The 26,472-nt window shown below is 70.9% G+C and carries 31 protein-coding genes and 2 pseudogenes; 17 read left to right on the forward strand and 16 right to left on the reverse strand.

Translation table 11 applies throughout. The features are described from left to right. The first annotated feature begins 45 nt into the window (after positions 1-45). Both AC0B61_RS12545 and AC0B61_RS12550 read left to right on the forward strand, forming a co-directional pair. Complete coding sequence (locus AC0B61_RS12545; protein WP_471740628.1) at positions 46-699, forward strand: hypothetical protein; 654 nt, start codon at positions 46-48, stop codon at positions 697-699. Between the two features lie 177 nt (positions 700-876). Next, positions 877-3,645, forward strand: coding sequence for a M4 family metallopeptidase (locus tag AC0B61_RS12550; RefSeq protein WP_471740629.1), 2,769 nt, complete (start codon positions 877-879; stop codon positions 3,643-3,645). A gap of 135 nt (positions 3,646-3,780) precedes the next feature. Here AC0B61_RS12550 and AC0B61_RS12555 read toward each other — a convergent pair whose 3' ends face one another. Continuing rightward, positions 3,781-4,764 (reverse strand): hypothetical protein, encoded by a 984-nt coding sequence (locus tag AC0B61_RS12555; protein WP_471740630.1) that lies wholly within the window; start codon positions 4,762-4,764, stop codon positions 3,781-3,783. 269 nt (positions 4,765-5,033) lie between these two features. Here AC0B61_RS12555 and AC0B61_RS12560 point away from each other — a divergent pair, with 269 nt between their 5' ends. From AC0B61_RS12560 to AC0B61_RS12570, 3 genes are all read left to right on the forward strand, one after another. Continuing rightward, a complete protein-coding gene (locus AC0B61_RS12560; protein WP_471740631.1) occupies positions 5,034-6,191 on the forward strand; it encodes an alpha/beta hydrolase in 1,158 nt (385 codons plus the stop codon). Positions 6,192-6,230: 39 nt separating this feature from the next. Beyond that, a complete protein-coding gene (locus AC0B61_RS12565) occupies positions 6,231-7,793 on the forward strand; it encodes a hypothetical protein (protein WP_471740632.1) in 1,563 nt (520 codons plus the stop codon). Between the two features lie 168 nt (positions 7,794-7,961). Beyond that, complete coding sequence (locus AC0B61_RS12570) at positions 7,962-8,237, forward strand: hypothetical protein (RefSeq protein ID WP_471740633.1); 276 nt, start codon at positions 7,962-7,964, stop codon at positions 8,235-8,237. 13 nt (positions 8,238-8,250) lie between these two features. Here AC0B61_RS12570 and AC0B61_RS12575 read toward each other — a convergent pair whose 3' ends face one another. Then, a complete protein-coding gene (locus AC0B61_RS12575; protein WP_471740634.1) occupies positions 8,251-8,694 on the reverse strand; it encodes a hypothetical protein in 444 nt (147 codons plus the stop codon). After that, the gene (locus AC0B61_RS12580; protein ID WP_471740635.1) at positions 8,691-9,212 is read right to left on the reverse strand and encodes a peptidylprolyl isomerase; all 522 of its coding nucleotides are present in this window, start codon (positions 9,210-9,212) and stop codon (positions 8,691-8,693) included. The genes AC0B61_RS12575 and AC0B61_RS12580 overlap by 4 nt, the downstream gene beginning before the upstream one ends. 215 nt (positions 9,213-9,427) lie before the next feature. Between AC0B61_RS12580 and AC0B61_RS12585 the strand changes: the two genes are divergently transcribed. The 3 genes from AC0B61_RS12585 to AC0B61_RS12595 are packed head-to-tail and all read left to right on the forward strand — an operon-like array spanning position 9,428 to position 10,889. Then, positions 9,428-9,628, forward strand: coding sequence for a hypothetical protein (locus AC0B61_RS12585; protein WP_471740636.1), 201 nt, complete (start codon positions 9,428-9,430; stop codon positions 9,626-9,628). Positions 9,629-9,631: 3 nt separating this feature from the next. Then, on the forward strand, positions 9,632-9,913 hold the full coding sequence (locus tag AC0B61_RS12590; protein ID WP_471740637.1) for a hypothetical protein: 282 nt from the start codon (positions 9,632-9,634) through the stop codon (positions 9,911-9,913). Between the two features lie 10 nt (positions 9,914-9,923). Next, complete coding sequence (locus AC0B61_RS12595) at positions 9,924-10,889, forward strand: NAD-dependent epimerase/dehydratase family protein (RefSeq protein ID WP_471740638.1); 966 nt, start codon at positions 9,924-9,926, stop codon at positions 10,887-10,889. A gap of 85 nt (positions 10,890-10,974) precedes the next feature. On the opposite strand, the gene AC0B61_RS12600 is transcribed toward AC0B61_RS12595, so the two are convergent. From AC0B61_RS12600 to AC0B61_RS12620, 5 genes are all read right to left on the reverse strand, one after another. Next, positions 10,975-11,301 (reverse strand): DUF1330 domain-containing protein, encoded by a 327-nt coding sequence (locus AC0B61_RS12600; RefSeq protein ID WP_471740639.1) that lies wholly within the window; start codon positions 11,299-11,301, stop codon positions 10,975-10,977. Between the two features lie 905 nt (positions 11,302-12,206). Then, a complete protein-coding gene (locus AC0B61_RS12605; protein ID WP_471740640.1) occupies positions 12,207-12,395 on the reverse strand; it encodes a DUF397 domain-containing protein in 189 nt (62 codons plus the stop codon). Between the two features lie 182 nt (positions 12,396-12,577). Continuing rightward, complete coding sequence (locus AC0B61_RS12610) at positions 12,578-12,769, reverse strand: DUF397 domain-containing protein (RefSeq protein WP_471740641.1); 192 nt, start codon at positions 12,767-12,769, stop codon at positions 12,578-12,580. A gap of 182 nt (positions 12,770-12,951) precedes the next feature. Further along, positions 12,952-13,170 (reverse strand): DUF397 domain-containing protein, encoded by a 219-nt coding sequence (locus tag AC0B61_RS12615; RefSeq protein ID WP_471740642.1) that lies wholly within the window; start codon positions 13,168-13,170, stop codon positions 12,952-12,954. Next, entirely contained in the window at positions 13,167-14,036 is an 870-nt protein-coding gene (locus AC0B61_RS12620; RefSeq protein ID WP_471740643.1) for a helix-turn-helix domain-containing protein, read from the reverse strand. The genes AC0B61_RS12615 and AC0B61_RS12620 overlap by 4 nt, the downstream gene beginning before the upstream one ends. 230 nt (positions 14,037-14,266) lie before the next feature. Between AC0B61_RS12620 and AC0B61_RS12625 the strand changes: the two genes are divergently transcribed. Further along, entirely contained in the window at positions 14,267-14,698 is a 432-nt protein-coding gene (locus tag AC0B61_RS12625) for an ATP-binding protein (RefSeq protein ID WP_471740644.1), read from the forward strand. Further along, positions 14,695-14,970, forward strand: a complete 276-nt coding sequence (locus AC0B61_RS12630) for a hypothetical protein (RefSeq protein ID WP_471740645.1) — start codon at positions 14,695-14,697, stop codon at positions 14,968-14,970. Before AC0B61_RS12625 ends, AC0B61_RS12630 begins: the two co-directional genes overlap by 4 nt. Here the strand turns inward: AC0B61_RS12630 and AC0B61_RS12635 are convergent. The 3 genes from AC0B61_RS12635 to AC0B61_RS12645 form a co-directional block, all read right to left on the reverse strand. Beyond that, entirely contained in the window at positions 14,907-15,524 is a 618-nt protein-coding gene (locus AC0B61_RS12635; RefSeq protein WP_471740646.1) for an SMI1/KNR4 family protein, read from the reverse strand. The genes AC0B61_RS12630 and AC0B61_RS12635 overlap by 64 nt on opposite strands. A gap of 201 nt (positions 15,525-15,725) precedes the next feature. After that, entirely contained in the window at positions 15,726-16,283 is a 558-nt protein-coding gene (locus AC0B61_RS12640; RefSeq protein ID WP_471740647.1) for an SMI1/KNR4 family protein, read from the reverse strand. 61 nt (positions 16,284-16,344) lie between these two features. Continuing rightward, positions 16,345-17,154 (reverse strand): transposase family protein, encoded by an 810-nt coding sequence (locus AC0B61_RS12645; RefSeq protein ID WP_471740648.1) that lies wholly within the window; start codon positions 17,152-17,154, stop codon positions 16,345-16,347. A gap of 285 nt (positions 17,155-17,439) precedes the next feature. Here AC0B61_RS12645 and AC0B61_RS12650 point away from each other — a divergent pair, with 285 nt between their 5' ends. The 4 genes and pseudogenes from AC0B61_RS12650 to AC0B61_RS12665 all read left to right on the forward strand — a co-directional run. Next, positions 17,440-17,775 (forward strand): hypothetical protein, encoded by a 336-nt coding sequence (locus AC0B61_RS12650; protein WP_471740649.1) that lies wholly within the window; start codon positions 17,440-17,442, stop codon positions 17,773-17,775. Then, on the forward strand, positions 17,772-18,728 hold the full coding sequence (locus AC0B61_RS12655; RefSeq protein WP_471740650.1) for a cupredoxin domain-containing protein: 957 nt from the start codon (positions 17,772-17,774) through the stop codon (positions 18,726-18,728). The genes AC0B61_RS12650 and AC0B61_RS12655 overlap by 4 nt, the downstream gene beginning before the upstream one ends. A 55-nt stretch (positions 18,729-18,783) precedes the next feature. Continuing rightward, the gene (locus AC0B61_RS12660) at positions 18,784-20,010 is read left to right on the forward strand and encodes a hypothetical protein (RefSeq protein WP_471740651.1); all 1,227 of its coding nucleotides are present in this window, start codon (positions 18,784-18,786) and stop codon (positions 20,008-20,010) included. A 90-nt stretch (positions 20,011-20,100) separates the two neighbouring features. Beyond that, positions 20,101-20,637: pseudogene (locus AC0B61_RS12665) on the forward strand (transposase family protein); the annotation flags it as partial. A gap of 332 nt (positions 20,638-20,969) precedes the next feature. Here the strand turns inward: AC0B61_RS12665 and AC0B61_RS12670 are convergent. After that, positions 20,970-21,650, reverse strand: coding sequence for a DNA/RNA non-specific endonuclease (locus AC0B61_RS12670; RefSeq protein ID WP_471740652.1), 681 nt, complete (start codon positions 21,648-21,650; stop codon positions 20,970-20,972). A 356-nt stretch (positions 21,651-22,006) separates the two neighbouring features. Here AC0B61_RS12670 and AC0B61_RS12675 point away from each other — a divergent pair, with 356 nt between their 5' ends. Together AC0B61_RS12675 and AC0B61_RS12680 are read left to right on the forward strand one after the other, a co-directional pair. Continuing rightward, positions 22,007-22,444, forward strand: a complete 438-nt coding sequence (locus AC0B61_RS12675; protein ID WP_471740653.1) for an ATP-binding protein — start codon at positions 22,007-22,009, stop codon at positions 22,442-22,444. Then, positions 22,441-22,716 carry a hypothetical protein gene (locus AC0B61_RS12680; RefSeq protein WP_471740654.1) on the forward strand — a complete coding sequence of 92 codons (276 nt, stop codon included), beginning with the start codon at positions 22,441-22,443 and terminating at the stop codon, positions 22,714-22,716. The genes AC0B61_RS12675 and AC0B61_RS12680 overlap by 4 nt, the downstream gene beginning before the upstream one ends. A gap of 335 nt (positions 22,717-23,051) precedes the next feature. On the opposite strand, the gene AC0B61_RS12685 is transcribed toward AC0B61_RS12680, so the two are convergent. Next, positions 23,052-23,555, reverse strand: coding sequence for an SMI1/KNR4 family protein (locus AC0B61_RS12685; protein WP_471740655.1), 504 nt, complete (start codon positions 23,553-23,555; stop codon positions 23,052-23,054). Between the two features lie 353 nt (positions 23,556-23,908). On the opposite strand from AC0B61_RS12685, the pseudogene AC0B61_RS12690 reads away from it, so the two are divergent. Further along, positions 23,909-25,283: pseudogene (locus AC0B61_RS12690) on the forward strand (IS1380 family transposase). Here AC0B61_RS12690 and AC0B61_RS12695 read toward each other — a convergent pair. The 3 genes from AC0B61_RS12695 to AC0B61_RS12705 all read right to left on the reverse strand — a co-directional run bounded on the left by AC0B61_RS12695 (position 25,237) and on the right by AC0B61_RS12705 (position 26,377). Further along, entirely contained in the window at positions 25,237-25,686 is a 450-nt protein-coding gene (locus AC0B61_RS12695; protein ID WP_471740656.1) for an SMI1/KNR4 family protein, read from the reverse strand. The pseudogene AC0B61_RS12690 and the gene AC0B61_RS12695 overlap by 47 nt on opposite strands. Before the next feature lie 10 nt (positions 25,687-25,696). Next, the gene (locus tag AC0B61_RS12700) at positions 25,697-25,867 is read right to left on the reverse strand and encodes a hypothetical protein (RefSeq protein WP_471740657.1); all 171 of its coding nucleotides are present in this window, start codon (positions 25,865-25,867) and stop codon (positions 25,697-25,699) included. Positions 25,868-25,996: 129 nt separating this feature from the next. Beyond that, on the reverse strand, positions 25,997-26,377 hold the full coding sequence (locus tag AC0B61_RS12705; RefSeq protein WP_471740658.1) for a hypothetical protein: 381 nt from the start codon (positions 26,375-26,377) through the stop codon (positions 25,997-25,999). Between the last annotated feature and the right edge of the window lie 95 nt (positions 26,378-26,472).

Raw genomic sequence — 26,472 nt, forward strand, 5'->3', positions numbered from 1 at the left:
GGCGGGGCTGGGCGGGGCCGGCGGACGACGGGGGAGGGCGGCGGCGTGACGGACGCGGAGCACGGGCGGTGGTGGGCGGCGGCCGTGGCGACGACGGTGGCGGCGGTGGCGGTGCTGACCGCGGCGGGCGGGGCGGCGGTGTGGGCGTGGTCGCAGGACGATCCGGTGGCCGGGCCCCTGCCGTGGGTGTGCGCCGTGGCGGCGGCAACCGCTCTGGCCGCCTCGGTGCCGCTGCGACGCGAGGGCGCGGGGGGCGGGTTCGCGGGCACCGGTGTGCGGGTGGCGGGGTTCCTGCTGTGCGCGCTGGTCACGGTGTTCCTGGCGGCGCAGGTCGCCCTGACCGTCCGGTCCCTGGTGCACGAGCCGCGCAGCGTGGCGGCCACCGTGACGCACTGCCGGGTGACGGGCCAGGTGCCGGTGGAGGGCGGCGGCCTGGGCGACAAGACGTACGCCTGCACGTTCCGCTGGAGCGTCGACGGACGGGAGTTCAGCGTGGAGCGCCCGGAGGGGCCGTACCCGGAGGGGAAGGCGGCGCGGGTGTGGCTGGAGGACAACGGGCGGGTGTCCACGGGCCGGCCGGCCTGGGGGTCGGTCCCGGTGTTCGGCGTGCCGGCCCTGTTCTCGCTGGCCGGCGCGGTGTCCCTGGGCGGCTGGCTGCTCGGGGACGCCCGCAGGGCACGGCGGGCCGGGCGGCCTTGAGGGCCCTGGCGGCACCCCGACCAACAATAAGCAGTCAGTCGACATATGTTGTTTGACTGCTTATTGTGGGCGGTGCGCCGGCCGCCGTGCCGTCGCGCTTCCTGTCCCACGCGTGAGAGGACCGCCGTGCCCCGACTCCCCCAGACCGCCCGCACGTTAGCCCTCGGTGCCGCCGCCGTGACGGCGCTGGCGCTGGCCGTGCCGCCCGCCCTGGCCGCCCCGGCGCCGGGCACCCCCGGGCCGGACACCGACCCGGTGCCGGCCCTGGTGGCCGGGCAGGACACCGCCGCCCCGCAGCTGGTGACCGGCCTGTCCGAACCCGCCCCCGGCGATCCGGCCCGGGCCGCCCTGGCCCACCTCGCGGCCCACCCCGACCGCTACCGCATCGACACCGGCGAGCTGGCCGAACTCGGCTCCACCGAGGGCCCCGACAGCCGGCGCACCGTCAGGTTCGAGCAGCGCCACGGCGGGATCCCCGTACTCGGCGGCCAGTACCTGGTGCACCTGTCCGGCCAGGGCGCCGGGCAGCAGGTCCAGTCGGCGGGCGGGCACTACTTCACCGGGCTGAGCGCCCCCACCACCGCCACCGTGCCGGCCGAGGCCCTGCACCGGGCGGCGCTCGCCGCGCTCGCCGACCCGCAGACCGGCGCCCCGGGCACCGCCTCGGCCTCTTCCGCCACCGCCACCGCCGAGGACCACGGCCCGGTGATCCTGCCCGGCGGCCCCGGCCGCCTGACCGAGCACTACACCGTGCACGCCAAGGCGGGCGGCACCACCCGGGAGGTGTACGTCGACGCCACCACCGGCGTCGCCGCCCTCACCTACGACGCCCGCACCCCGGCCCCGGCCCCGGCCCCGGCCGGCGACCAGGGCGTCACCGGCAAGGCCACCGCCGCTCCGGCCACCGCCGCCCCCGCCGACGGGCTGCAGCCCGCCACCGGCACCGCCCCCGACGCCCACGGGCGCACCGGCGCGGTGAACATCGCCCGGCGGGCGGACGGCAGTTACCAGCTCACCGACCTCACCCGGCGCTCCGTCATCACCACCTACGACGCCGCCGGGCGCGACGTGGGCGACTTCGAGGGCATGCCCGTCCCGGCCGACCTCGCCCCCGCCTCCTCCCCCACCCCCGACTTCCCCGCCGCCACCGGGGCCGACGGCGCCACCGACGCCCACGTCAACGCCGGGATCGTGGACGACTTCTACCGCCTGCGGCTCGGCCGCGACGGCCTGGACGGGCAGGGCGGGGCGATCACCTCGGTGGTCAACGTGACCGGCAACGGCGCCCCGTACCCGAACGCGTTCTGGGACGGCAGCAAGATGGTCTACGGCTCGGGGCCGGGCACGTACCCGTTCTCCGCCGCCCTGGACGTGGCCGGGCACGAGATGACCCACGGCGTGATCCAGCACACCGCCAAGCTGCTCTCCCTCGGCCAGTCCGGCGCCATGGACGAAGGCATCGCCGACTACTTCGGCAACGCCATCGAGGTCACCGCCCGGGGCCTGGCCATGGACGACCCCACCGCCCCGCTGCTGGGCGAGGGCCTGTGCCGCACCGGCACCCCGCAGGCCTGCGCCACCCGCCGCCTGGACGACCACCGCACCACCGTGGACGACTACCTGGGCACCTCCAGCGTCGACCGGGGCGGAGTGCACCTCAACTCCACCATCTTCAGCGGCGCACTGTGGGACATCCGGCGCAGCATCGACCCGCTCGCCGCCGACCGGGTCGTCTACCACGCGCTCGCCGACTACCTCACCCCCGCGGACGACTTCGTCGCCGGCCGGGACGCGGTGCTCGCCGCCGGCCGCGACCAGGGCCTGGACCGGCGCCAACTGCGCGCGGTGGCCGCCGCGTTCGACGCCCACGGGATCAAGGCCGGCTGGCAGCGCCGGCTCGGCACGGACAGCCGCACCCTGGCGCAGTCGGTGACCAGCTCGATGGCCGCCCCCGCCGCCGCGAACGGGCACTGGGTGGTACTGGCCGACGGCCCCGCCGGCAAGGAGCCGGGGCTGTACGCCGGCACCGTCGGCGGCCACGACGCACCGGTGCGGCTCAGCCCCGCCGACGGGCGCTACCACAGCTGGGCGGCCACCGACGGCGCCAACGCGGCGTGGGTGGCGGTGGGCACCGACGCCCACGGCTGGGGCCAGGAGGTGCTGACCGCCCCGCTCAACGGCGCCGGGCCGGTGCGCAGCCTCCTGCGCACCGACCGGCAGCAGCTGGGCGAGGTGCAGATCTCCGGTGGCGACATCGCCTTCACCGTCACCGACGCCGGCCGCACCCGGGCGCGACTGTCCCACGACGGCGGTGCGGCGGTCGAACTGCCGCTGCCCGACGGCCACGGCCTCTCCGGCCTCACCCTGCGCGACGGCGTCCTCGCCTGGACCGAGACCTGGCAGGACGGCGGGCGGCAGGTGACCGCGCCGACCGTCTACTCCGTCGCCGCCGGGAAGGTCACCGCCCAGTACACCGCGCACGCCCCGGCCGGCGCCGACCCGGACTCCACGGCCTCCGCCACCCGGCTGGCCGGCGGACGCCTGCTGTGGGTGGACGTCCCCGCCGCCGCCACGTCCGGCACGGTCCGCTCCGGCACGGTCCGCTCCGGCGCGATCCGCTCCGGCGCCCTGGACGGCTCCGGCATCGTCGACGTGCTGCCCGCCGGCTCCCCCGGCGCCCCGTCGGGCGGCGCCGTCCTGGCCGCCTCCGACCAGGCCGTCACCTACGAGGTCAGCCCCGGCGCGCCCACCGGGGCCTGGACCAACGCCGCCCTGCCCAAGCTGTGGCAGGTGCCGCTGTCCGGCGGCGCCCCGCAGCGCCTGTCCTGCAACCGCGGCAGCCAGTCCGCGGCCGCCGCCGACCGGGGCACCCGGGTGCTCTGGCTGGACGCCACCACCGGCCGCACCGACCTGGTGGTCCGCGACCGCCCGGCCGGCACCTGCTGAGCCCGCGTCACCCGGCACCACCGAAGCGGCGGGGCCGCGGGGCACACCGCCCCGCGGCCCCGCCCGCTTGGCACGCCGGACCACGTGGCACGGCCGCCGCGTGACACGCCCCCGCGCCGCAGTCGGCGGCGCGTCTCACAGCCACCCGCGGCGGGCCGCCTGGACACCGGCCTGGAAGCGGGTGGTGGCGCCCAGGTGGGCGAGGAGGACGGAGACGCGGCGCACCACGGTGCGCCGGCCCAGGCCCAGGCGGCGGGCGATGGCGTCGTCGGTGGCGCCGCCGGCCATCAGGGTGAGGATGCGCCGGTCGCGTTCGTCGATGCGCAGGTCGACGTCGGCCACGCTGGCCGGGACGGCCAGGCGCCACAGGGTCTCGAAGACGGCGGTCATGGCCTGCAGCAGGCTGGAGGGGCGGATCAGCAGGGAGACGACGCCGGGTCGGTCGTCGGCGGGCAGGGTGACGATGGCGAGGTCGTCGTCGCCGATGGCGAGCTTGAGCGGCGGCTCGTCCAGGGTGCGGGCCTGCTCCCCCGCCTCGACCATGCGCGCCATGTTGGGCCCGGCGACCGGGTCCTGGAAGGCGCAGCCCCGGTAGATCGCGCGGTAGGCGACGCCGGCGGCCATCCGGCGGCGCTGCAGTACCTCCTGGTCGGCGTAGTGGGCCTGGTTGCCGGAGTACGGCGGCACGTCGATGACCCGGACCTGGTGGCGGGCGGCCAGTTGCAGGCGGCGGCTGGCGGCGAGCACCTCGGCGGGGTTCTCGACCACCTCCAGCGCGCCGTAGCTGCCGCTGTCGCGCCGGGCGAAGCGGTAGAGGCGTTCGAGTTCGGCGCCGGCCCGGCGGGCGGTGGCCTGGCGCAGCGCGTCGCGCTGCAGGACCGCCTCGACCACCCGGCCGGGTGGCAGTGCCTCCCAGGCGTGGTCGCGGTCGTCGGCGGTGTCGGCGGTGTCGAAGGCCACCGCGACGCCCTCGTCCGCGAGGTCCCGCAGCACGGCCAGGACGGTGTCCTCGTCCAGGCCGGCGCCGTGCGCCAGGTCCGCCACGCGGGCCCGTGGTCGACCGACCAGGCAGCGGTAGACGCGGCCGCGTTCGGAGTCCGGATCCAGTACGTCGTGCACGACGCTCCCCCCGTCATCGCATCCCCCGTCGCCCGGTCGTACCGGGCCGGGGGAGCCTACCCGCGCGGGTGACGCACATGCGCCAGTGGCCCAGGTGCGCCGCCGGGGGCTCTGGCGCGGGGGCGGTCCGTGTGGCGAGAGTTGTCGGTGTTCAGACAGTCAGGGTGAGACGGACCGTCAGGACACCTGCGACACACCTGCGACACCACCCGCCAGGACCCCTGCGGGACACCCCGCCAGGACAACCCGTCGAAGGCCGAGGACGACCCATGACCCCAGCCCGGCCCCTGCCCGCCCGGCTGCGGCGCGCCCGTACGGCCGTCGCCGCCCTGGCCGCCGGCCTGCTCCTGCTCGCCGCGCCCGCAGCGTCCGCCGTCCCCGCGCCTGCCGCCGCCGTCCCGTCACCCGCGCCGGGTGCCGCGGGCGCCGGGCCCGCCGACCCCGCCGGGCCGCCGCCGCTGACGGACGGCTTCGGACTCACCCAGGTCGGCGCTGCCACCGGCAGCGCCACCAACTTCGTCATCACCGTCACCACCCCGCAGGTCGCCGGGCAGCACACCATCCGGATCCTGCTGCCCGCCGACTACGCGCAGCACCCGGACCGGCGCTACCCCGTGCTGTACTTCCTGCACGGCGCCTCGGACAACCCGAGCGACCCGGCACTGGCCTACCCCGCCCTGACCGCCGCGCAGTCGATGATCACGGTCATCCCGGACGGCGGCCTGCGCGGCTGGTACACCGACTGGCTCGACCAGGGCACCGCCGCCGGCGCGCAGAACTGGGAGACCTTCCACCTGAACCAGGTCCTCCCGTTCGTCGACGCCAACCTGCGCACCCGCACCGACCGCGCCCACCGGGCCGTCGGCGGCCTGTCCATGGGCGGCTTCGGCGCCCTGCACTACGCCCAGGACCGCCCCGAGCTGTTCGGCCAGGTCCTCACCATGTCCGGCGCCAACGACCTGTCCACCGACGAGATGATCCTGCGCGGCGCCGTCGTCGCCATGCTGACCAACGTCGGCACCGTGCTGTGCGGCCCCAGCGACGGCCACCCCTGCGGCCTGGACTTCGGACCCAGCGTCTCCAGCGACGCCGTCTTCGGCACCCCGTACCCCGTGTTCAACGCCGACTGGCGCTGGAACGCCGCCGACCCGGCCTCCCGGCTCGGCGCACTCGCCCACACCGGCATCGCCGTCTACACCGGCAACGGCAACGGCAGCCCCGCCGACATGGAGTTCTGGGCCGAGGGCACCGCCAAGCGCGTCAAGGACCGCCTGGACGCCCTCAAGCTGCCCTACCACTACGTCGACTACGGCGACGGCACCGGCTGGGGCGCCGACTGCCACGGCGGCCACACCCCCGGCTGCTGGGCGCAGGACCTCGTGGACTACGTCCCGCGCCTGGAAGCGGCCTTCGCCGCCGCGCCGTAAGCACCCCTCCGCCCACCCCGACGAACACAGAAAGCGATCATGAACAAAACCATAAAAACAGCCGCGAAGTTCCTCACCACGTCGGCCGTCGCCCTGACCCTCCTCGTGCCCGCCCTCGCCGCCACCCCAGCCAGTGCCGCGACGACCGACGGCTACACCTTCGCCAACACCGACGGCACCCTCAACGCGACGGGCAACAACGACACAAACCAGATCTCCGTCACCCCCGACGGCACCAACTACACGAACTGGCGGCTGATCAAGCTCAGCGCCCCCGGCCAGTTCAACATCGCCAACACCTCCTCCGGGAAGTGCATCTACGCCTCCCAGCCCGCCGTACAGCAGTCCTGCGGCCAGGACGGCCAGCAGTGGCACTTCCGCCCCGTCGACGGCAAGCCCAACGCCTTCGGCATCGTCCGCCGCGACGACTCCAGCGGCACCGAGTACTGCATGGACAACCGTGGAGGCCTCCACCTGTGGGGCATCCTCGCCCAGCCCAACGCCTGCAACGGCAGCCAGAGCCAGGAATGGACGATCCCCGCGTCGAAGGCCGCCGAAGCGAAAAGCCTCGCCCTCGACTACTACGCAGACCTGTGCGCGAAGAAGACCACCACTTGCTCGTGGACACAGAAGTCCGAAGGGCAGCCCGAAGTCCTGCCCCGCCAGCCCGCCTCGTCGGTCTGGTACAACGACACCAGCTCCACCATGAAGCAGATTTTCACCACGATCTACCACTCCGGCTGGGCACAGTCGTACTCGGTCGGTCTGTCGTCCTCGGTCGGGGTCTCTGCCCCGGTCCAGGCGATGATCAGCAACCAGCTGACCGCGACGCAGACGTACACCTCGGACGAGTCGACGATCAACGGCATCGCCGTGGACGTCCCTTCCAAGAATTACGCCTGGGTCGACTTCGCGGCCGTGGGCAAGAAGGTCACCGGTACCTGGACGTTCGACACCGACAACCAGCCGTGGACGACCGACGCGACCGTCACGGTCCCGGTCATCAACTCGACGGCCGGCTCGACGATGTATGTCGCCCACACCAGTGAGACCCCTCCCGGTAGCGGCACCACCAGCGCTGACGTCAAGCCCACCGCCATCGCGAAGACCGCGTCGGCCGTCATGGACGTGCCCAAAGGCGGCAAGCTGACCGCCGTCAAGGGCGGCGTCAAGGTCAGTGACGCCGACGGCGCCACGATTGCGACGGTCATGCCCGGCACCGTCACGGACACCAGCGGTGTCATCCACAAGGCCGATCTCGCGGTGGACGGCGCCACCGTCACCCAGACCATCGAAGGCGTCACCGGCGACACCGTCACCGGCACCATCTCACCCCCGACCTTCTCCCTGGGCGACGGCAACCCCGCCAGCTCCGCCGCCGCCGAGAAGAGCGTCCGGATGATGGCGGCGGCGTCCTTCAAGGCCGCGCCCGCCTCCCAGAGCAGCGACGCGCACGACAAGTGCATGGCCGCGAAGATCGGTACCAACATCGTCAGCTCAGGTGTCATGGGCCTCCTGGGCGGTCCCCCCGGAGTGGCCATCGGCATGATGACCGGTGCCTTCAGCGGCATCGTCATGGGTGCCGTGACCTGCCCGAAGTAGCCTGACCTCTACCACCTGAACGGCGCGTCCCCCCGCTTGATCCGGCGGGGGGACACTACGTTTTCGGGGAAAGGCAACGGTTCAGGCTATCCGTCCACAACGGGAGCCTCGATGCGTTCGGGGCAGCCCTCGCGCACACCGTCCCCACGCCGTGACCAGCAAATACCCTTGAACGTCCGGACTTTGAAACTGCCCTGCACCCTGCACTACACCAACGAGTGGCACGGGTCGAGGAGCGTCAACAACAGCGTGACCGTCCCGCCCCAGCAGTACGGCTGGGTGACGCCGACCAAGGTCGCCCGCAAGGTCACCGGCACCTGGACCTTCGACGCCCACCGCATCCCGTGGACGGCCGACGACACCATCACCGTCCCGCTCAGCTCGGACCCCATCGCCGGCGCCACGCTCTACATCGCCGACACCAGCCCGACCTTCACCACCTGACCCTGACGACTCGTCACTTCTTCGGCCGCCGCCCGGATTCCACCGGGCGGCGGCCGTCCTCTTCCCCGGCGCCGCCGGCCCCGCCGCCCTCCCGGGCCAGGGCCTCGCGCGCGGCCAGGCGCCCGGCCATCCGGAAGGAGTGCTCGCGCGAGTCCACCTCGTGTACGACGGTGAAGTGCACCACCACCGCCAGTGCCACCGGCCGCCCCGGCGCCCGCTCGGCCAGCTCCTCGCGCACCCCCTCCGCCAGCGCCGCGTGGAACAGCGCCAGGTAGTGCGGGTCGGAGTCGCCGCGCACCGTGGCGTCCGGGGCCACCTCCAGGTGCACGCCCTCCTCCCAGGGCTCGAAGTCCACGGTGACGATCGCGACGTCACAGGGACAGCCGGACTGGCGGACGTAGCGGGCCTGCACGCCGCGGATCGGGAAGGGCGGGAAGACCGCCGGCCCGGGGGTCATGAGTGGGTGATCTCCACCGTGGTGACCACCACGCCCTCCACCGGGCGGTCGCCCTCGGTCGGGGCGGCGGCGATCGCGTCCACCACGGCCTTGGAGGCCGCGTCGGCGACCTGCCCGAAGATGGTGTGCTTGCGGTTGAGGTGAGCCGGGGTGCCGACCGTGATGAAGAACTGCGAACCGTTGGTGCCCGGGCCGGAGTTGGCCATCGCGAGCAGGTAGGGCTTGGTGAAGAACAGCTCCGGGTGGAACTCGTCCGCGAAGGCGTAGCCCGGGCCGCCCGTGCCGGTGCCGGTCGGGTCGCCGCCCTGGATCATGAAGCCCGCGATCACCCGGTGGAAGAGCGTGCCGTCGTAGTACGGGCCGCTGCCCGGCTCGCCGGTACGCGGGTCGGTGTACTCCCGGGTGCCCTCGGCGAGTTCGACGAAGTTGCGGACCGTCTTCGGCGCGTGGAACGGGAACAGCTCCAGGCGGATCGGGCCCGCGGTGGTGTGCAGGGTGGCGAACCGGGCAGTGGGCACGGAGGACTCCTCGGGTACGGCTGGCGCGGTGGCGGCCGCGTGCGGTGGCAGCTGCGGTCGCAACTGCGGTCGCAACTGCGTGCGGCGACCAGGACGATCGGCAATGGCATCCTGGCACAGCCGCGGGGTTCGCGGCCGAACCGGGGAGAAGGATCCGCACGTCAGACGTAGGGGAACGTACGGGAACGTACGGGGACCGTGCGGAGGAAGGGCAGGTGGCCGTGGTGGTCGGTGCGGTGCTGATCGGGGTCCTGGTGCTGGTCGTCGCCGGGTGCGGGTGCGTGGTGTGGGCCGACCGGGGCGGGCCGCCCTGGACGCGGGTGGCCGCCGCTCTCACGGTCCGTAGCGGGAGGCTCCTGCGCGGCGTCCTGCGCAGCCGGCGCAGGAGTTCCAGCGACAGCGGCGGGGAGGACTGAGGCGTGGCGGAGGAGGAACAGCTGCGGGCCGTCTTCGAGGCGGTGCTGGCCGGCACCCTGGCCGGGCGCGGGGTGCCCAGCTGCCTGGGCCTGGACGTCGAGACCGACGACGCGCTGTGGGCGAGCGAGATGGCCCGCCCCGACGTGCCGCCCGAACTGGTCGAGGCGGCCCGGCGCGCCTTCGCAGGGCAGCTCGACGGCAGCAACGCGGCCCGGGAACGCGAGCGGATCGCGCGGAGGTTCGCCGGTCTTGACGGCACGTTGCTCCCGCCCGGGCCCGGCTAGGGTGGGGCGGATGAGCTTCCATCTCGTCGTCGGACACGGGCCCGCCGGGGCCGCCACCGCCCGCCTGCTGGCCGGACAAGGCCAGGAGGTCCGGGTCGTCACCCGCTCCGGACGCCCCGCCCAGCACAGCTCCCCCGGTGTCTCCCCCGGCGTCGAACACCTCGCCCTCGACGCGAGCGACCCCGCCGCGCTGGCAGCGGCCGCCCGCGGCGCCGCCGCCATCCACGGCTGCGCCGCGCCGCCCCTGCCGCAGTGGGCCGACCGCTGGCCCGCCCTCGCCTCCTCCCTGTGCACGGCGGCCGAGGAGAGCGGCGCCGTACTCGTCATGCTTGGCAACCTGTACGGCTACGGGCCCCAGGCGGACCCGAACCGCCCGATCACCGAAGACCTGCCGCTCGCCGCCACCGGCCCCAAGGGGCGGGTACGGGCGGCGGCCTGGGAACAGGCCCGCGCCCTGCACGAGGCCGGACGGATCCGGGCCGTGGAGGTGCGTGCCTCCGACTTCTTCGGCCCCGGCGTCACCGACGGCGGCCACCTGGCCTCCCGGGCGATGCCCGGCCTGCTGAAGGGCCGCCCCGTCTCGGTGCTCGGCGACCCGGACGCCCCGCACAGCTGGACCTACCTGCCGGACGTGGCCCGGGCGTTGGCCGAGGTCGCGGGCGAGGAGCGGGCCTGGGGCCGGGCCTGGCACGTGCCCACCGCCCCCGCCGCGTCGGCGCGCGCCATGGTCGGCCTGCTCGCCGCCGAGTCCGGCACCGGCCCGGTCGCGGTGCGCCGCCTGCCGCCCGTCCTGCTGAGCGCGGCCGGGCTGTTCTCCCCGCTGCTGCGCGAACTGCGCGAGACCCGTTACCAGTTCGACCGCCCGTTCGTGGTGGACTCCTCCGCCTACGAGGCGGCGTTCGCGGTGCGGGCGACGCCGGTGGAGGAGCAGGTCGCGGCGACGGTGGCGTGGTGGCGCGAGCGGGTGCGGCCGTAGGCCGTTGCCGCGGCCCGTTGCCGCAGGCCGTTGCCGTCGGCCCGTTGCCGTCGGCCCGTTGCCGTAGTCCGCTGCCGTAACGGCCTCAGTGCTTGAGCGAGTCGGCACCGCGGTAGCCGGCCGGCACGCCCTCGATCAGGATGATGTCGGCGGTCATGTGCCGGGTGCGCAGCGGCAGGATCTCCCGGTAGGCGGGCGAGTCCCACCAGGCGCGGGCCCGCTCGAAGTCGGGGAACTCGATGACGATCGTGCCGCCCGCCCCCCAACGGCCATCCACCGTCTCGTACGGGCCGCCGTGGACGATGAAGCGGCCGTCGAAGGGGTCGAGGGTGGCGTCGATGCACTCCAGGTACTCGACGATGTCGGGACCGAACTCGACCGAGTGGACCTGGGCGATCGCGTAGGCGGTCATGGCTGCTCCTGGGGTTTCGCGGCGGGCGGGTGGTTCCTGCTGACGTCTCCGACGGTAGGGCGCGGGGGGTGGGGGGCGAATCAGTCACATATCGGTAGGGGTGACGTACCTGCCGGTCCTGACACCTCGTGTAGCATCCGCGCAGCTCAAAGGCATGACCACACGGACGGACGAGGAAGAGTGCAGAAGACAACCGACGGCGGCCCCGGAGACAGGGCCGAGGAAGGCAGGATGACGCGGCGTCGGCGGACCCTCGCCGTGGCGGCCGGGGTGTGCGTGCTGGGCGTGACCGGGATCGGCGGGACGCTCCTACTGGCGGGGTCGCCGGCCCCGGCGGCGCCCGACTCCGCAGCCACCTCGGCCCCGTCCCCGTCGGCTTCCCCGTCGGCTTCGCCGTCCGCCGAGGCACCAGCACCGGCACCTGCACCTGCACCTACCGAGACGCCCGCGGCCGCACCGACGACGGACGGACCCGCGGCCGGTGCCGGTGCCACCGCCACGCCCGAGGCCCCGGCCGCCACCCAGCCGGCCCGGTCCCGCCCCACAGCTGCCCCGTCGCCCGCCACTCCGGCCCCGGCATCGCCCACCCGGAAACAACCGGCGTCCCCCGCCGCGAAACCCTCACCCGACTGGACCATCCCGCCGAGGCCGGTGCCCACCTTGCCGCCTGTCCCCGCCTCCTGCCCGCAGGGCCAGATCGCCTCCTGGGACGGCTGCCACCCGCTCGGCCCGGCCATACCCGTCGGCCCGACCAATCCACCCGCCACACCCCGCTGAACCACTCGCCCCGACCGTGCGCCACCCACGGTGGTCGGGAGAGCTTTCGGCCGCACCGATTGGTCCGCGCCCCGAACAGCCAGGGGTGCCCCGCACGCGATCGCGCCGGGCGGGGCCCCTGATACAGGTCAGCCGACGGTGAACTCCCCGCCCTTGACCCCCGCGAGGAACGAAGACCAGGCATCGGCCGGGAAGAGCAGGACGGGACCTTCGGGATCCTTGGAGTCCCGAACCGCCGCCGCCATAGGCCTGGCCTGTGTCTCGATGCAGTTCCCGCCCTGCCCGCTGTATGTGCTCTTGTGCCACTCGCCGGTCATGACTCACCCATCTCTTGCCCGGAGTTCAGTACTCCTGCCATACCCCGAGCGATCACGTCGAGACTGTCAGCCGGACTCAACGGCCGCCCTCCTGACGGGCGACCGCCCGTCCCTGAGCCGGCCCGGGGGAGGACGAAGGTTCCCCGCACGGCCACAGCCCGTGCGGGGCAACCCTGTTGCGTTCAGCCGACCGGGAGCTCCCCGCCCTTGACCCCGGCGAGGAATGAGGACCAGGCATCGGCGGGGAAGAGCAGGGCCGGCCCGGCCGGGTCCTTCGAGTCCCGGACGGCCATGCCACTCAACACCGACTGCCGGGCCTCCACACACTCGTTCGCCTGGGCGCTGTAGCTGCTCTTGTACCACTCGCCGGTCATGACCCACCCATCTCTTGCCCGGAGTTCAGTACTCCTGCCATACCCCGAGCGATCGTGTCGAGACTGCCAGCCGGGCTCAACGGCCGCCTTCCTGACGAGCGACCGCCTCCCGCCCCCCGGGCCGGCCCCGGGGAGGACGAAGGGGCCCCGCACGGACACCGGGCGGGGCGCCCCTGGTGCGCTCAGCCGACCGGGAACTCCCCGCCCTTGACCCCGGCTAGGAACGACGACCAGGCATCGGCCGCGAACACGAGGGTCGGCCCGCCCGGATCCTTCGAGTCCCGCACCGGCACGACACCGGTCACACCACTGGCCATCTCCACACATTCGCTCTGTGCACCGGAGAACGAGGACTTCCGCCACTCAAGCCCTTCAGCGCCGTACGGCGAGAACTCGCTCACGATCCCTGGACCTTCTCACTCGCCATGCGCTCGATGAGCGCGATCGATTCATTGCGGGGAAGCGACTCCGCCAGCGCGCGGCGGAACAGGTGGGTGTACTTGAAGACTTCGCCCGGCTCCTCAAGGTACAGAGTGCTCAGGAGGCTGTCGACGTACACCACGTCCGTCTCAGCAGTCTCCGGAAAACAGAGGATGGTGACCGGCCCGAAGAGCGCCGCGTGGACCTCCGACGCCTCAGGCAGAATCTGGACGTTGATGTTGGGGCGCTCGGCAGAGGCTGCCAAGAAGAGAAGTTGCTCACGCATCACCACCGGACCACCGACCTGATGCCTCAGTGCGGACTCCGAGATCACGGCCCACACCCGCAGCGGCAGGTCCCGGGTGAGGACTGAGCGACGCTCCTGACGGACCTTCGTCAGGGTCTCGATCTGGTCGGGCGTCGCATCCTCTATCTGCGCCCTCACGACCGCCCTGGTGTAGTCCTCGGTCTGCAAGATCCCCGGCACCAAGAACGTCTGGATGCTGTACATGTCCGAGGCATCGGCTTCCAGCGCGATGTAGTCGGCGTAGTGCGGCGACAGGGTTTCCGAGTAGCGATCCCACCACCCACGAAGACGACCCTCGCGCGACAGGACTTCCAGACGACCTCGGGCCTCCGGATCCGTCACTCCGTACAGGTCGAGCAACAGCCGGAGGTCCACCAACCGAATGCCGGACTGGGCGGCCTCGATGCGGCTGATCTTACTCTCGGCGCACGCCAGATGACGGGCGGCTTGAGCCATCGTCCGGTTGGCACCGGTCCGCAGCTCCTTGAGCGTTCGAGCCAACCGACGCTGACGGACCGTTGGATTCCTGTTCGTGGGCACAGCCCGCGACCTCCCCTCTTCGGTGATCAGCCAGTCTGCCCCCATCTCGCCTTCGACAACAATTGCACTCGGCTTCCAAAGTGATGACTTGCAACATAGAAGCTTCCAGGAGCATGCTACTCACCGTAGTCCGCTCCTCCACTAAAAGTGATCATGGCGGGCTCATCACCGGGCATTCCCATGCCTTCCTTCGCCGTCTTCACCCCGCACACTCCGGAGGTGGCCCCGCCATGCCTGAAACCGACTCCCCCTCCCCCACCGAACACACCTGCCGGCTCCCCCGGCACCGGAAGTCCCCCGGCGTGGCCCGCCGGGAGCTGCGCGGCTTTCTCGCCGGCCACCCCGGCACGGAAGCCCTGCTCCCCACCGGTGAGTTGCTCGTCAGTGAGCTGGTCACCAACGCCGTCCAGCACACCCACGTCCCGCGCGACCGCCTGATCCACGTCCACTTCCGGCTCGCCCCGGACGACACCCTGCGCATCGAAGTGCACGACGCCGACAGCGAGAAGCCCACGCTCCTCGACGCCCCCGTCTGCGCCGAGAGCGGCCGGGGCCTGCTCCTCGTCCGCGAGTTGGCCCGGAGTTGGGGGTGCTCGCCGCGCGAGGGCGGCATCGGCAAGTTCGTCTGGTGTCACATCGCCCCCGAGGAGGCCGCCGCGTGACCGCCGTCGTCCGGGCCGGGATCACCGGCATCATGGCGCCCGCCGTCTTCCCCAGCCTCGACCACGCGCTGCCCGTCCTGTGGGAACACGTCCGCGACCTCCCCGTCCGCGAGGCCCACCGCGACTTCATCCGCTGCTGCATCGGCCCGGGCGGCGGTAGCGGCGTCGCCTACTGCCTCGCCCGGGGCGGCAGTTGGAGCGCCACCCTCTACGTCGGCGGTATGACCGACTGGACCGCCCACCCGATCACCATCACCACGCACCGGCCCTGAACCCACCGGCGGAGCCGCCGGTGGACGAAGCGGGGCGGCTGCTCGCCCCAGGTGACGACGGCGCCGATGGGGCTCGGGGTGATTCCGCCGGAGAGCACCCCGTGGAGGAACCGGGCCATCCCCATGTCGAAGAGCAGGGGCACGCCGCCGTTGCGGCCGAGGACCAGGGCCGGCCAGGCGTCGGGGTCGTCGCCGACGGTCAGCGAGCCGAGGGTGTCGGCGGTGCAGGAGCTACCCCAGGCGACGATCTGTTCGGCGGAGCGCACCTCGACGGCGGGTTCGCCGTCCTCCTCGAAGAGCCAGCATGCCTCCTCCGTCATGCCGCGCACGCCGGTCCCCGGGGCGTTCGGGGGCAGCAGTTCCTCGGGGGCGAAGACGGTCAGGGAGCGGTCGATCTCCCCCTTCCCGCACCGGGTGATGAACTCGGTGTAGTCGCGCGGGAACCGGAATCCCCACGCCGTCTCGGCCGCCGCCCAGTCACCGGACTCGCCGGCCCCCTCCTCCGGGGGCATGAGCTCCAGGAGCCTGCTGATATCGAATGCGTCAGGCAGCATCACCATCGTCGTCTACCCGTTCCTCCCGTCCGACGCCTGGCCCTGGTGGCCCTCACCGTGTTCGGCGGCCGAAGCCGACCGCCGAACACGGTGGTGTCAGCTCCTCGGCTCGCCGGTCTGCGGATGGACCCTCCTCCGAGCCGCTTCCCAGCCCGGGCTGCCCCCCCACCCCCCACCAGCCCGCTGCACTGGACCGCCCGTTCAGGGCGACAGTGACCGCCACATGTCGGGGCCCATGGAGCGGTCGATCAGTTCGTCCGCATCGGGGAATTCGCCCGTCAGGACGGCGGCGAGGAATTCGGCCATGCCGCCGTCAAAACAGTTCATCTCGCTGATGCCGAAGCGCCACACCACGACTGGCCATCGGTCGGGCTCTTCGGCTGAGGTGTCCCAGCAAAAATAGTCGGACGTAGTGTTGTTGGCCCACGCGAGCAGGCCACCCCTCGCCGGAAACGGTTCGTACGGACGGCCGAACTCGGGAACCCACCCGTACCACTCCTCAAGCATCTCCCCGACGTCCTTGTTGAACTGCTGGAGGCCCTCGAACTGTTCCCCAACCGGGACGCCGGATCCGAGAGATGGCGCCACCACGAGGAGGTCACCGTAGTACTGGACGCGGCCGTACCGTTCCACTAGCTCTCGGAAGTCCGACGGCAGCTGGACACCGAACCTCCCGACAGCCTCTGTCCAATCAACTCGCGCGGGCTCGCGGCCGGGATCGCCCATCAGTTCCCCGAGACGGCCGATAGCGCTGGTCATCCATCCACCTTCCTAGTCGCCGATCTGAACAATTTGCCCACTGACGTTTTCTCAACGGTGATCATTTCCAGGCGAGGTTGAGGACGAGCGCGGCTTGGACTATCCGGACGATCCGGTTGGGGCTGAGCGTGACGTGCTTCAACGCTCGCCAGCGTTCCTTGAGTTCGGCCGCAGCACGTTCGCCGAGGGCGCGGACGCCGCGCAGGAGAAGGTTGAACGCGCGGTTGTCGGCATGAAGGGCTTCATGCGAACTCCCGGGGCGCTTCTTGAACGGGGTGAGCACGCCGATCCCGGCGCCTTCGTAGCCCGAGTCCGCGAGGGCGGGCAGGCCCTGAGCTGCGGCTTTGTACAGCGCGGGCAGGGCGTGCAGGCGGGCGGCGACGATGTCGTTGACCGTTCCGGGCTCGACGTCGGATACCCACAGCGGGGTGCCGTCGGGTGCCGCGAGGAACTGGATGTTCCCGCCGAACTCCTTGTGTTTCCCGGAGTACCACAGGTCGTTTCCGTCCTCGGTGGTGCCGGCCACCCGGTCGCAGGTGATCAGCGTGCCGTCGAGGATCACATGGCTCATTCCCTCCTGTCGACAACGCGTCAGGACTTCGTGCAGGTCTGGGGTGCGGTCCGCCAGGACGTCGATGCCCTCGTTCAGGTAGCGGTAACCGGTGGCCTGGGAGACACCGGCGTCGCGGGCCAGGCAGTGCACGCAGCCGCGCTCGCGGAACCAGCGCAGCACCAGCACGGCCTGGCGGAACGGGCCCAGCGCGCGGGAGCCCTTCGGAGTGCCGATCCGACGGCGATGGGCTGCGAGCAGGCGCGATACGTACTCCACCACATGGCGCGGGACGTCGAGCGTGGCAACATAGGTGACCAACGTGGAGCCTCTGGTTCAGCGGACATGATCTTGGCAGACCTGTCCTACCAGGGGCTTCACGCCTGTCCGCAGCCAGGATCGCCCTGTCTGGCTTTGTTCACGAGTTCCAACAGCAGATGTTCAGCGCTTCCGACAGCACCACGTATCGGAGGCGTTAGATTCCGCCTAGACGCCTGGTGCCGGGACCTGATCACTACCCATCGGAGCGGATCCGGCTCCCCTGACGGCCAGTCAGCCACTATGCTGGCGACCGGTTCCGGGTTGGAGCAGACTCTGGGGGAGACCATGCAGCGAACCGCGCGATGGTTGGTCACGGTCGTGGTGCCGCTGATCGTCTTCGGGGGGTGCGCGACGCTCTCCATGACCGTCACGTTCCCGTGGACGCCGAGCGCCGAGAGCGACCGCTGGACCGCCGCGTTCGCGATCGCGGCGTTCGTCGGCGCCGCCGCCGGCGGACCACTGGCCTGGTGGGCCCAGCGGGAGACCCCTGATCCGGCGGGAAGCGACCCCGGTGCGGCGAGCGGCCAGGTCAGCATGCGGGCCAAGCTCGGCAAAAACAGCCAGAACAACATGGCCGGCCGGGACCTGCGGGTCGACAACCGCGGAGGCCAGCAGGAATGACGGACCGTCAGGAGCCGGACCGGATCAGCATGCAGGCCAAGCTCGGCAAAAACAGCCAGAACAACATGGCCGGCCGGGATCTGATCATCCAGAGCCTGAAGCCCACTCCCAAGCGCGTCGTCCTCGCCGTCCTAACCGTCGTGGTCGTCCTGGCCGCGTACGTCGTGGGCCACCACTGGTACAACAACCGGACGGCGGCCGACACCACGGAATCCCAGCGGAAGGCCGCGAAGACCGTCGACGGCAAGTCCCCGCCGTTCACCGCGCAGTACCTCTTCGACTCAAAGGTCCCCGACAACTGGTCCATCGTCCTGGACCGCCAACTGACCTCTGCAGAGCTCGACGGCCTGGAGAAGCTCGACGGAAGTGACGGACATGCGGTGTGGGACTATCTGCGTCCCCGCGGCGGTCGGCTCATCCCCAGGGGAGACGCGGTCGCCCTCCGCGGGGACGGTGCGACGGAAACCTTCCGCATGTCACTGCTCAGCGATCGCAGCACTACCCTGACCATCGACAACATCTCGCTCACGAATGTCAGGTGCGCCCCCAGTACCGCGATCACCCTGGTCGACTTTCCCCCGCAAGGCGGTGCGGCGGTCGACGAGGTCGCCTTCTCCCTTCACACACCGGAGAAACCCCTGATGGAGGTCGACGAGAACCGCGTCATCTCCGATGACTACTTCGCCCACCACAAGATCGACCTCGGGGCCGGAGCCACCCCGGGAGCCTTGCGCGTCACCGCCGTCGGGGAGCCGGGAATGTCCTGCTCCTGGGAGTTCAAGGCCGACTACGCCACCGTGGACGGTCAGTCCAGCATCACCCTCAACAACAACGGCAAGCCTTTCACACTCGAATCGGCCCCCGGCCGGGTGGCCCAGCACATTCGATACGGTCCGAGCCAGAACGCGAACGGAGGGTTCGGGTGGTACAGCTGTGGCGATGTCCACTGCTGACCTGACATCCAGTCTTTCCGCCATCAGATGTCCAGTGAGGGGCCGTCGGATGCGTGTGGGCAAGAAGATCGCGATCGTACTCGTTCTGGTCGCCGGTGCGGCCATGGGATTCGTGTCCGGTCTCGGTACGGCGAAGCACGGAACGACCCGGCCTGCGGCCTCCGCCCCAGCTCCAGCCTCCGCCTCGGCTCCGGTCCACGCACCTGGCACCGGCCGCCCCGTGATGATCTACACCGCGTACTGCTACCTCCCCGGCAGCGCCGTGGACATCACGGTCGTCGGTCTGGACGGCTGGGATCCGCAGACGGGGGCGTTACAGTTCCAACGGGAGTTCGACCTCCCCGGGACCGTCGATGTCACCGGTCACGCCATCCACCCGGACGGGACCACGACGCAGGCCAACACCGACCTGGCCTACCTGTGCGCCCCGTACCACAGCGTCGACGCTCCGGCCGATGCCGGGATCTACGGGCAGCCTTGGGTCCCCTGGCGGGAACTGCGCAACCTGTTCAACGACGACTTCTCGCAGATCGCCGTGGTCGTCGCGGACAGCGGTGACGGCGGGACCAGCGTCGGCTATGTCGACGGCGCGGGGAAGCTGACGCTCCTGCCCCGCACCGGTGAGGCGGATGAATCCGCAGTGGAGGACGACGCGGTCTTCGCACCCGGCGGGCACAGCATCTGGTTCAACTACCCCGGTGGCACCGGCAGTCGGGAGCTGGCCGACGGCCATGCCCTGGCGAACCACGCACCGCCCGAGTCCGACGCCCACCTTCCGTTCGTCATCGCGGGCACGCCCGCCACTCCCTTGCAGACCACCGGCGATCTCGTGACCCGGCCCGCAAGCGATCAGGTCGCGGTCTCCTACCACGACCACGTTCTCGTCGGGCCGGCCGCCGACGTTTCGGCGTACGTCTCGACCGGCCAGGGGCTGAAGATCGTCCGGTCCTGCGAGGCCGATGTGTACGGGTGGGTCGGAGACCACGAGCTGCTGTGCAGTGTGAGGGACGACGAGACTTCATCCGACGTTGGCGTCGTCGACACTGCCACCGGCATGGTCGTTAAGAAGCTCCTGCCGTTGACGAACGCGACTACAATCTTCAACATTCCGCAGGCTGTTTCGCCCGACGGTTCGGAGTTCGCGAACGCAGCGATCACATCGGATGGCGTCAAGCTGGAGATCGACTCCACGACCTCGAACGCGACCGCGCGGGTCCTGTCGTTCACGGCCGATACGACGAGCCGGACTCCGTCGATGACCGCCGTGGTCGCCTGGCAGTGACCACGGCTCGGCCAGCCGGGTCTCCAGATGAATGATGCGAAGGGCTCGCTGGCGCGCATGGCATGAAGCGAGGGAGTCCAAAGATCGGTTGTGACGCCAGAGCTCGACTCCCTCGCGACCGCACTATACGTGAGAACCGACGACCTGTTGAAGGACTCGCCGCATCTGGCGCCTGGCGGCCGGAGGCCGGCATTGCGCCCGGTCTGAGTGATGCCGAGGGGGGTCACCCTCGCGGTGATGCAGGCCCTGCTCGGCTTCACCTCGGAAGGCCGGTGGATCCGCCATCCAACCGCCCACCTGCGGCACCTCTTCCCCTACCTGCCCGGGCAGTCGGGCTACAACCGGCGGCTGCGCAAGGCCACCGACTTGATCGCACGCGTCAACCGCCTGCTCGCGACGGACACCTCGCTATGGACCGACACGGTGTGGGTCGTCGACTCCACCCCGGTGGAGTGCGGACGCTCCTGAAAGACGGTCAAACGGTCCGACCTGGTCGGCTGGGCCCAGTACGGCTACTGCGCCAGCCACTCCCGGTTCTTCTGGGACCTGCGGCTGCACCTGGTGTGCACCCTGCACGGCCTGTCCGTCGCCTTCGCCCTGACCGGCGCTCAGGAAAGGCAACAACAAGGACAACAAACCCGAGCATTACGACCATGTCTGCGTCGACGTCAGAGGTCAGTAGCTTTGCGCGCGGTCCTGCCGGTGCCATCAGCGCCGCCCGCAGGCGTCGGACGGACGAGGTGCCGTCGGGTGGGCTCGACACAGGCGTCCGCGGCATCCGCGGATCCGTCGAGGCCCTGAGCTCGGCGAGATCGCTGGGGTGGCCAGCCTCCAGTCGTTCGAATCCGTTGAGCGCATGGTGCTTTCGGAAGTGTTGAACATCTGTTGTCGGAACTCGTGAACAAAGCCACCCTGTCCGATCCGTGGCGAATCGCGCACTTCACAGCGATTCGCGAAGATCATTTCGCTGAGAAAACCTCACTGGGGCTAACCTTTTCATTGTTTACGATCTTCGATCCCAGCCCGATCCACCGACCGCCGGCAGTTTCCCCGACAGCCACCATGAAGAATCCCGTCGGAATCTTACTCGCCTTATTTTTATAGATAGGATCCACAAGGTAATTGACGACCATTCCACCCCTCAAGGCTTTTCCTACGACGTTTTGTTCGAAGTCTCGCATGCCGAACTGGGTTGTGTTGACGCCGTTTTGGAAGCATGGCGCGAGGTTCCTGGCGATACCTCTGCCGCCGACCTCCCGAGCGATTAGGTGGCAACGGGCCAGCAGTCCTGAGTCCTTGTTGGCGAGGTCCCAACCCGCATCGATTGCAGTCTCCTGGGCTTCCACCCACCCCGTTATCGCTCCGTCCGCGCCCGTGCCCCGCTTGGCGTTCGGTTTGCCAGCCAGGCATGCCTCGGCCATGGTGGGCCGCTTCGCGCCAGGGCTGCCTGCGACATCCTCCATGTCGCCGTAATCGATCCATCCCTGACCTCCAGGCCTCCTGTCGTCGTCGTCGGCAGTGGCCGGGCGACGGTCCAGGCAGCTGAGCGGCCTGTCCCCGTTCGGGTCAGGTGCGGTGCTCAGGTCCGGCTGGGGACCGGAGGCCGCAACAGTAGTGGGGGTGACGTTGGGCTGGGTCACCAGCATCGCCTGGAGGTCGGCGGAACTGTAGGAGGCCGCGATGACGGTGGGGGCCTGGTTGGGGTCCGGCGGGGTCCAGTCGAGTTGGGGGGCGGGGCGCTCGACCGCTGCCGTGGTCTTGTCGAACAGGGGCTTGGGCGGATCGGGGTGGAAGACCGCGGGGCGCACGGGTGACGTGGGCCTGCGGCAGGTGGTGCAGTTGCCCCGGCCGGAGGGGGTCTTCGGGCCGTCGGCCGACGGGCCTGAAGGGCCGGAGGAACCTGCGGAATCGGAGGACGGGGTGGGCCGCGAACGGTGCCGGGCCTCCCACTGCTCCTGGTAGTACTCGCTGAGGTCGTAGGAGAGGTGGCCCCGCCATGCCTGAAACCGACTCCCCCTCCCCCGCCCCCACCGAGAAGGTCTGCCGGCTGCCCCGGCACCGGACCTCCCCCGGCGTCGCCCGTCAGCGGCTCCGCGACTTCCTCGCCCCCTTCCCCGTCGGCGAACTCCTCCTCCCCACCGGCGAGTTGCTGGTCAGTGAGCTGGTCACCAATGCCGTCCAGCACACCCGCGTCCCGCGCGACCGCCTGATCCACGTCCGCTTCCGGCTCGCCCCGGACAACACCCTGCGCATCGAGGTGCACGACGCCGACAGCGAGAAGCCCGCACTCCGCGACGCCCCTGTCTGCGCCGAGAGCGGCCGGGGCCTGCTCCTCGTCCACGAGCTGGCCCAGAGCTGGGGGTGCTGCCCGCGCGAGGGCGGCGTCGGCAAGTTCGTCTGGTGCCACATCACCCCCGAGGAGGCCGCCGCGTGACCATCACCGTCCGGGCCGCGATCAGCGGCATCATGGCGCCCGCCCTTTTCCCCAGCCTCGACCGCGCCCTGCCCGTCCTGTGGGAGCACATCCGCAGACTCCCCGTCCGCGAGGCGCACCGGGACTTCATCCGGATCTGCGTCGGCCCCGGCGGCGGCGAAGGCGTCGCCCGCTGCCTGGCCCGGGGCGGTAGCTGGAGCACCACCCTCTACGTCGGCGACATGACCGACTGGACCGCCCACCCGATCACCATCACCACCCACCGGCCCTGAACACCCGTCCCCGCCCGGCCTTCACGCCGGGCGGGGACGGGCACGGTCACCCGCTCCTCCCAAGGCGCCGTCGGTCAAGCCGCCTTTCGACCCGGCGGCGCCGTCGAGACCGGAGCCGCCGTCGCGCCCAAGACGGGTGCCGACGGTTGTCCATTCCGTCTGAGAAACTCCAGGGATGCCGACGGCGCGAGAACCCTCCGCAGACCTTCGAGTACGCCTCCCGTCATCGCGCCTCTCCACGATGTTCCCCAGACGGGAGCAGCAGCCGGGCTCGTGATCCGTGCCCGAGCGTCTTGCCCCTCCGGCGTGGTGAGGCAAGACGCTCAGACTCCGATTCAGTTCCCGGAGCCGTACCGGTCGACGTCACGGCGGTACTCATCCTGCCAGTGCAGGAACTCGTGGCCCTTGCTGCCGAACCCTCGCTGCAGTTCGCCGGGCAGGGTCCCGGTGCATGCCCTGGCCAGGAATTCCACGATCCCGTACGGCAGGACCGTCAGTTCTCCCGCGTCGTAGACGCAGACCGGCCACGCGGCGCTCGATTCACCGTCGATACGCCACAGGAAGTAAACGCCGCCCTCGTCCGAACCCCAGTGGATGTACGACTTACCGTCACCCAGGACTTCGGCGATGTACGGCTGGAGAGCTGCTCGGCGGAACATCGCGGTGAGGTCCACAATGCTCGAGCTGTACCGGTGCCCCGGGGCCTTCGACGGGGCCGCGATCGTCAGGAAGTCGTCGAGCGTCCCGGCGCCGTAGACCGAGAGGAACTCCAGGTAGTCCGGTGGCAGCCGCACCCCCAGCGCGGCCTCGGCTGCCTCCACCCCCTGCAGATCCAGCACCGCTCCCTCCACGCTACCGGCCGACGGCGGAAGTACCTCTTGAAGGCGTTCAAGCGCGTTTCCTGCCATCGTTCTCTCCTAACCCATCGGACCTGTCGGAACCGGAATTACCGGCTCTTCTCGGAAATCGAAGGCGCGCCCGAGGTTATACCACTGGCTGTCCCTGGTACTCCAAATCTTGTTTTCAATGGGGATGTTCTCCTTGATCCCGGGGGTTCCGTCACGCCTAACCTCGCGCTTTCACGAAGCGGGCTGTCCGGCAGGTGATCAGCAAAGCAGAAAGTGCCTCTGACCAGCGAGAATAAGGATTGTCGAGGTCCCTGTTCCCGCACGAATCGGAGGCACTTCCCAGGGTGAGCAAGCGTATCGGGTCCTACCCGTGTGTGCGGGTATCGGGTGGCGGCCGCGGGTCGTCTCGCAGGCCGGCGGGGTGCTGCTGGTGGAGACGGCCCGAAGGACAGGGCTGGCCGATGCACTGTCGGCGGCGCTCGCGCCGTGGCGCAAGCCCAGGGCGGTACACGACCCCGGCAAGACCCTGCTGGATCTCGCGCTGACGGTGGCGCTGGGCGGTGACTGCCTGGCGGACGTCGCGATGCTGCGATCGGAGCCCGGCGCGTCGGGCCGGTGGCCTCGGACCCGACGGTCTCCCGCCTGGTCGACACCCTTGCCGCAGCCGGTCCCCGCGCACTGGCTGCCGTCCGGCAGGCACGGGCCGAAGTCCGCGAGCGGGTCTGGCAGTTGGCCGGTCAGGCCGCACCGGACACGGCGGGCGAAGTGATCGTGGACATCGACGGGGTCCTGGTCCTGGCGCACTCCGAGAAGCAGGACGCGGCCTCAACCTGGAAGAAGACGTTCGGTCATCACCCGCTGTTCGCGTTCGTCGACCACGGCCGCGAGGGCTCCGGCGAGCCGGTCGCCGGCCTGCTGCGGCCCGGCAACGCGGGCAGCAACACCGCCGCCGACCACATCGCCACCGCCCGTCTGGCCCTGGCCCAGCTGCCGAAGAAGTACCGGCGCGGACGACGCACCCTCATCCGCACCGACTCCGGCGGCGGTACCCACGAGTTCCTCAACTGGCTCACCACGCGCGGCCGGTGGCTGTCCTACTCGATCGGGATGACCATCACGGAGGCGATCCACCAGGCAGTCCTGCTGATGCCCGCCTCGGTCTGGACTCCGGCCGTCGAACCGGACGGCGCCATCCGCGACGGCGCCTGGGTCGCCGAGCTCGCCGGCGATGTCCTGGGCAGCTGGCCGAGAGGTTTGCGGCTGATCGTACGCAAGGAACGCCCGCACCCCGGAGCACAGTTGCGCTTCACCGACGCCGACGGCATGCGGCTGACCTGCTTCGCCACCAACACCACCCACACCCCGATCGCGCACCTGGAGCTGCGGCACCGCCAGCGCGCCCGCGCCGAGGACCGCATCCGGGCCGCCCGGGACACCGGCCTGCGCAACCTCCCCCTGCACGACGCCGCCCAGAACCAGATCTGGCTGGAGATCGTCCAGCTCGCCCTTGACCTGCTCGCCTGGATGCCGATGCTCGCCCTGACCGGGCCCGCGCGCCGCTGGGAGCCCAAACGCCTGCGACTGCGACTGTTCTCCGCCGCCGCCCAGCTGGTGACCACCGGCCGCCGCCGCTGGCTCCGCCTGGCCCACCACTGGCCCTGGACAGAAGTGATCACCACCGCGTTCGAGCGACTGCAAGCCCTGCCGAACCCCGGCTGACCAGCAACGACGTCCCGTCCCGACGAGTCACGTCGGGGTCGTCGTCGACCGTCAACCAGCACAGCGTGTCGGCAGTGGAGGAGCCGCCCCAGGCGATGATCTGCTCAGCGGAGCGGACGTCGTCGGTGGGCTCGCCGTCCTCCTCGAAGAGCCAGCGCGCCTCCTCCGTCATGTCGTGCATGCCCGGCTGCGGAGCGTCCGGCGGCATCAGCTTATCGGGGGCGAGCACCGAGATGCAGTCCTCGATACCTCCTTGCCCGTATCGCGTGATGAACTCCGTGTAGTCGCACGGGAACCGGAAGCCCCACGAAGACTCGACCGCCGCCCAATCACCGGACTCGCCGGCCCCCTCGTGCGGGGGCATGAGTTCCAGAAGCCTGTCGATTTCGAATGTGCCGGCCATCGGGCTTCTGCTACTCCACCTGGTTCCAGTCGCCGTGGAACCGCCACAGCGGCTCATCGGGATTGTACGGAGCCACCTCGTCCGCGTAGGCGTAGGTACCGTCGAGGACAGCGAGAAGGAAGGCCGCGAAGCCACCGTCGAAGCGGTCCCACTCCTCCAGGCTCCGGTAGAACGCCACCACCGGCCAGGCATCGGGGTCGTCGCGCCCACCCGATCACCATCGCCACCCAACGTCCCTGAGCACCCGTCCCCGCCCGGCGTTCGCGCCGGGCGGGGACGGCAGGACGACCAGCGCCCGGATCACATCAGCTCATCCGGTCGAGAACTCGCTCCACGGCCGGACCCCCGACGCGACGTCGAAGACCTCCGACAGCGTCGAGAAGAACGCGGCGTCGCCGTTGCCGACCCAGAAGTACCGTTTCTCCGGCGACTCCTCGTCCCACACCATGAAGATCCCTGCCGTGCCGTCTCGGTTCACCGACACCGGTGCCAGGACGGCGTCCTCGGTGAGGCCCTCGTCAAGGTGGACGTCGATGCTCATGATGACGTCACGAAAACGCAGCGCCTGGACCAGGGCGTCCCCGGAGGGCCAGTCCCGCCACCCCAGCAGCGGCATTCCGGAACGGAAGTTGTCCATCCCGTCGGAAAGCTCCAGGAGTTCGCGGTAGCCCGCTTCGATCGACTGCCCCATCCACCCCTCCAACTCGGAGATCCGGCTCACCCCTGCCGACGGCCGGAGCCCCGGAGCCGCCGAGAGCGCGGACTCCGAGTCCGATCGGTGGTCCG

It is taken from the genome of Kitasatospora sp. NPDC023385 (assembly GCF_055664045.1).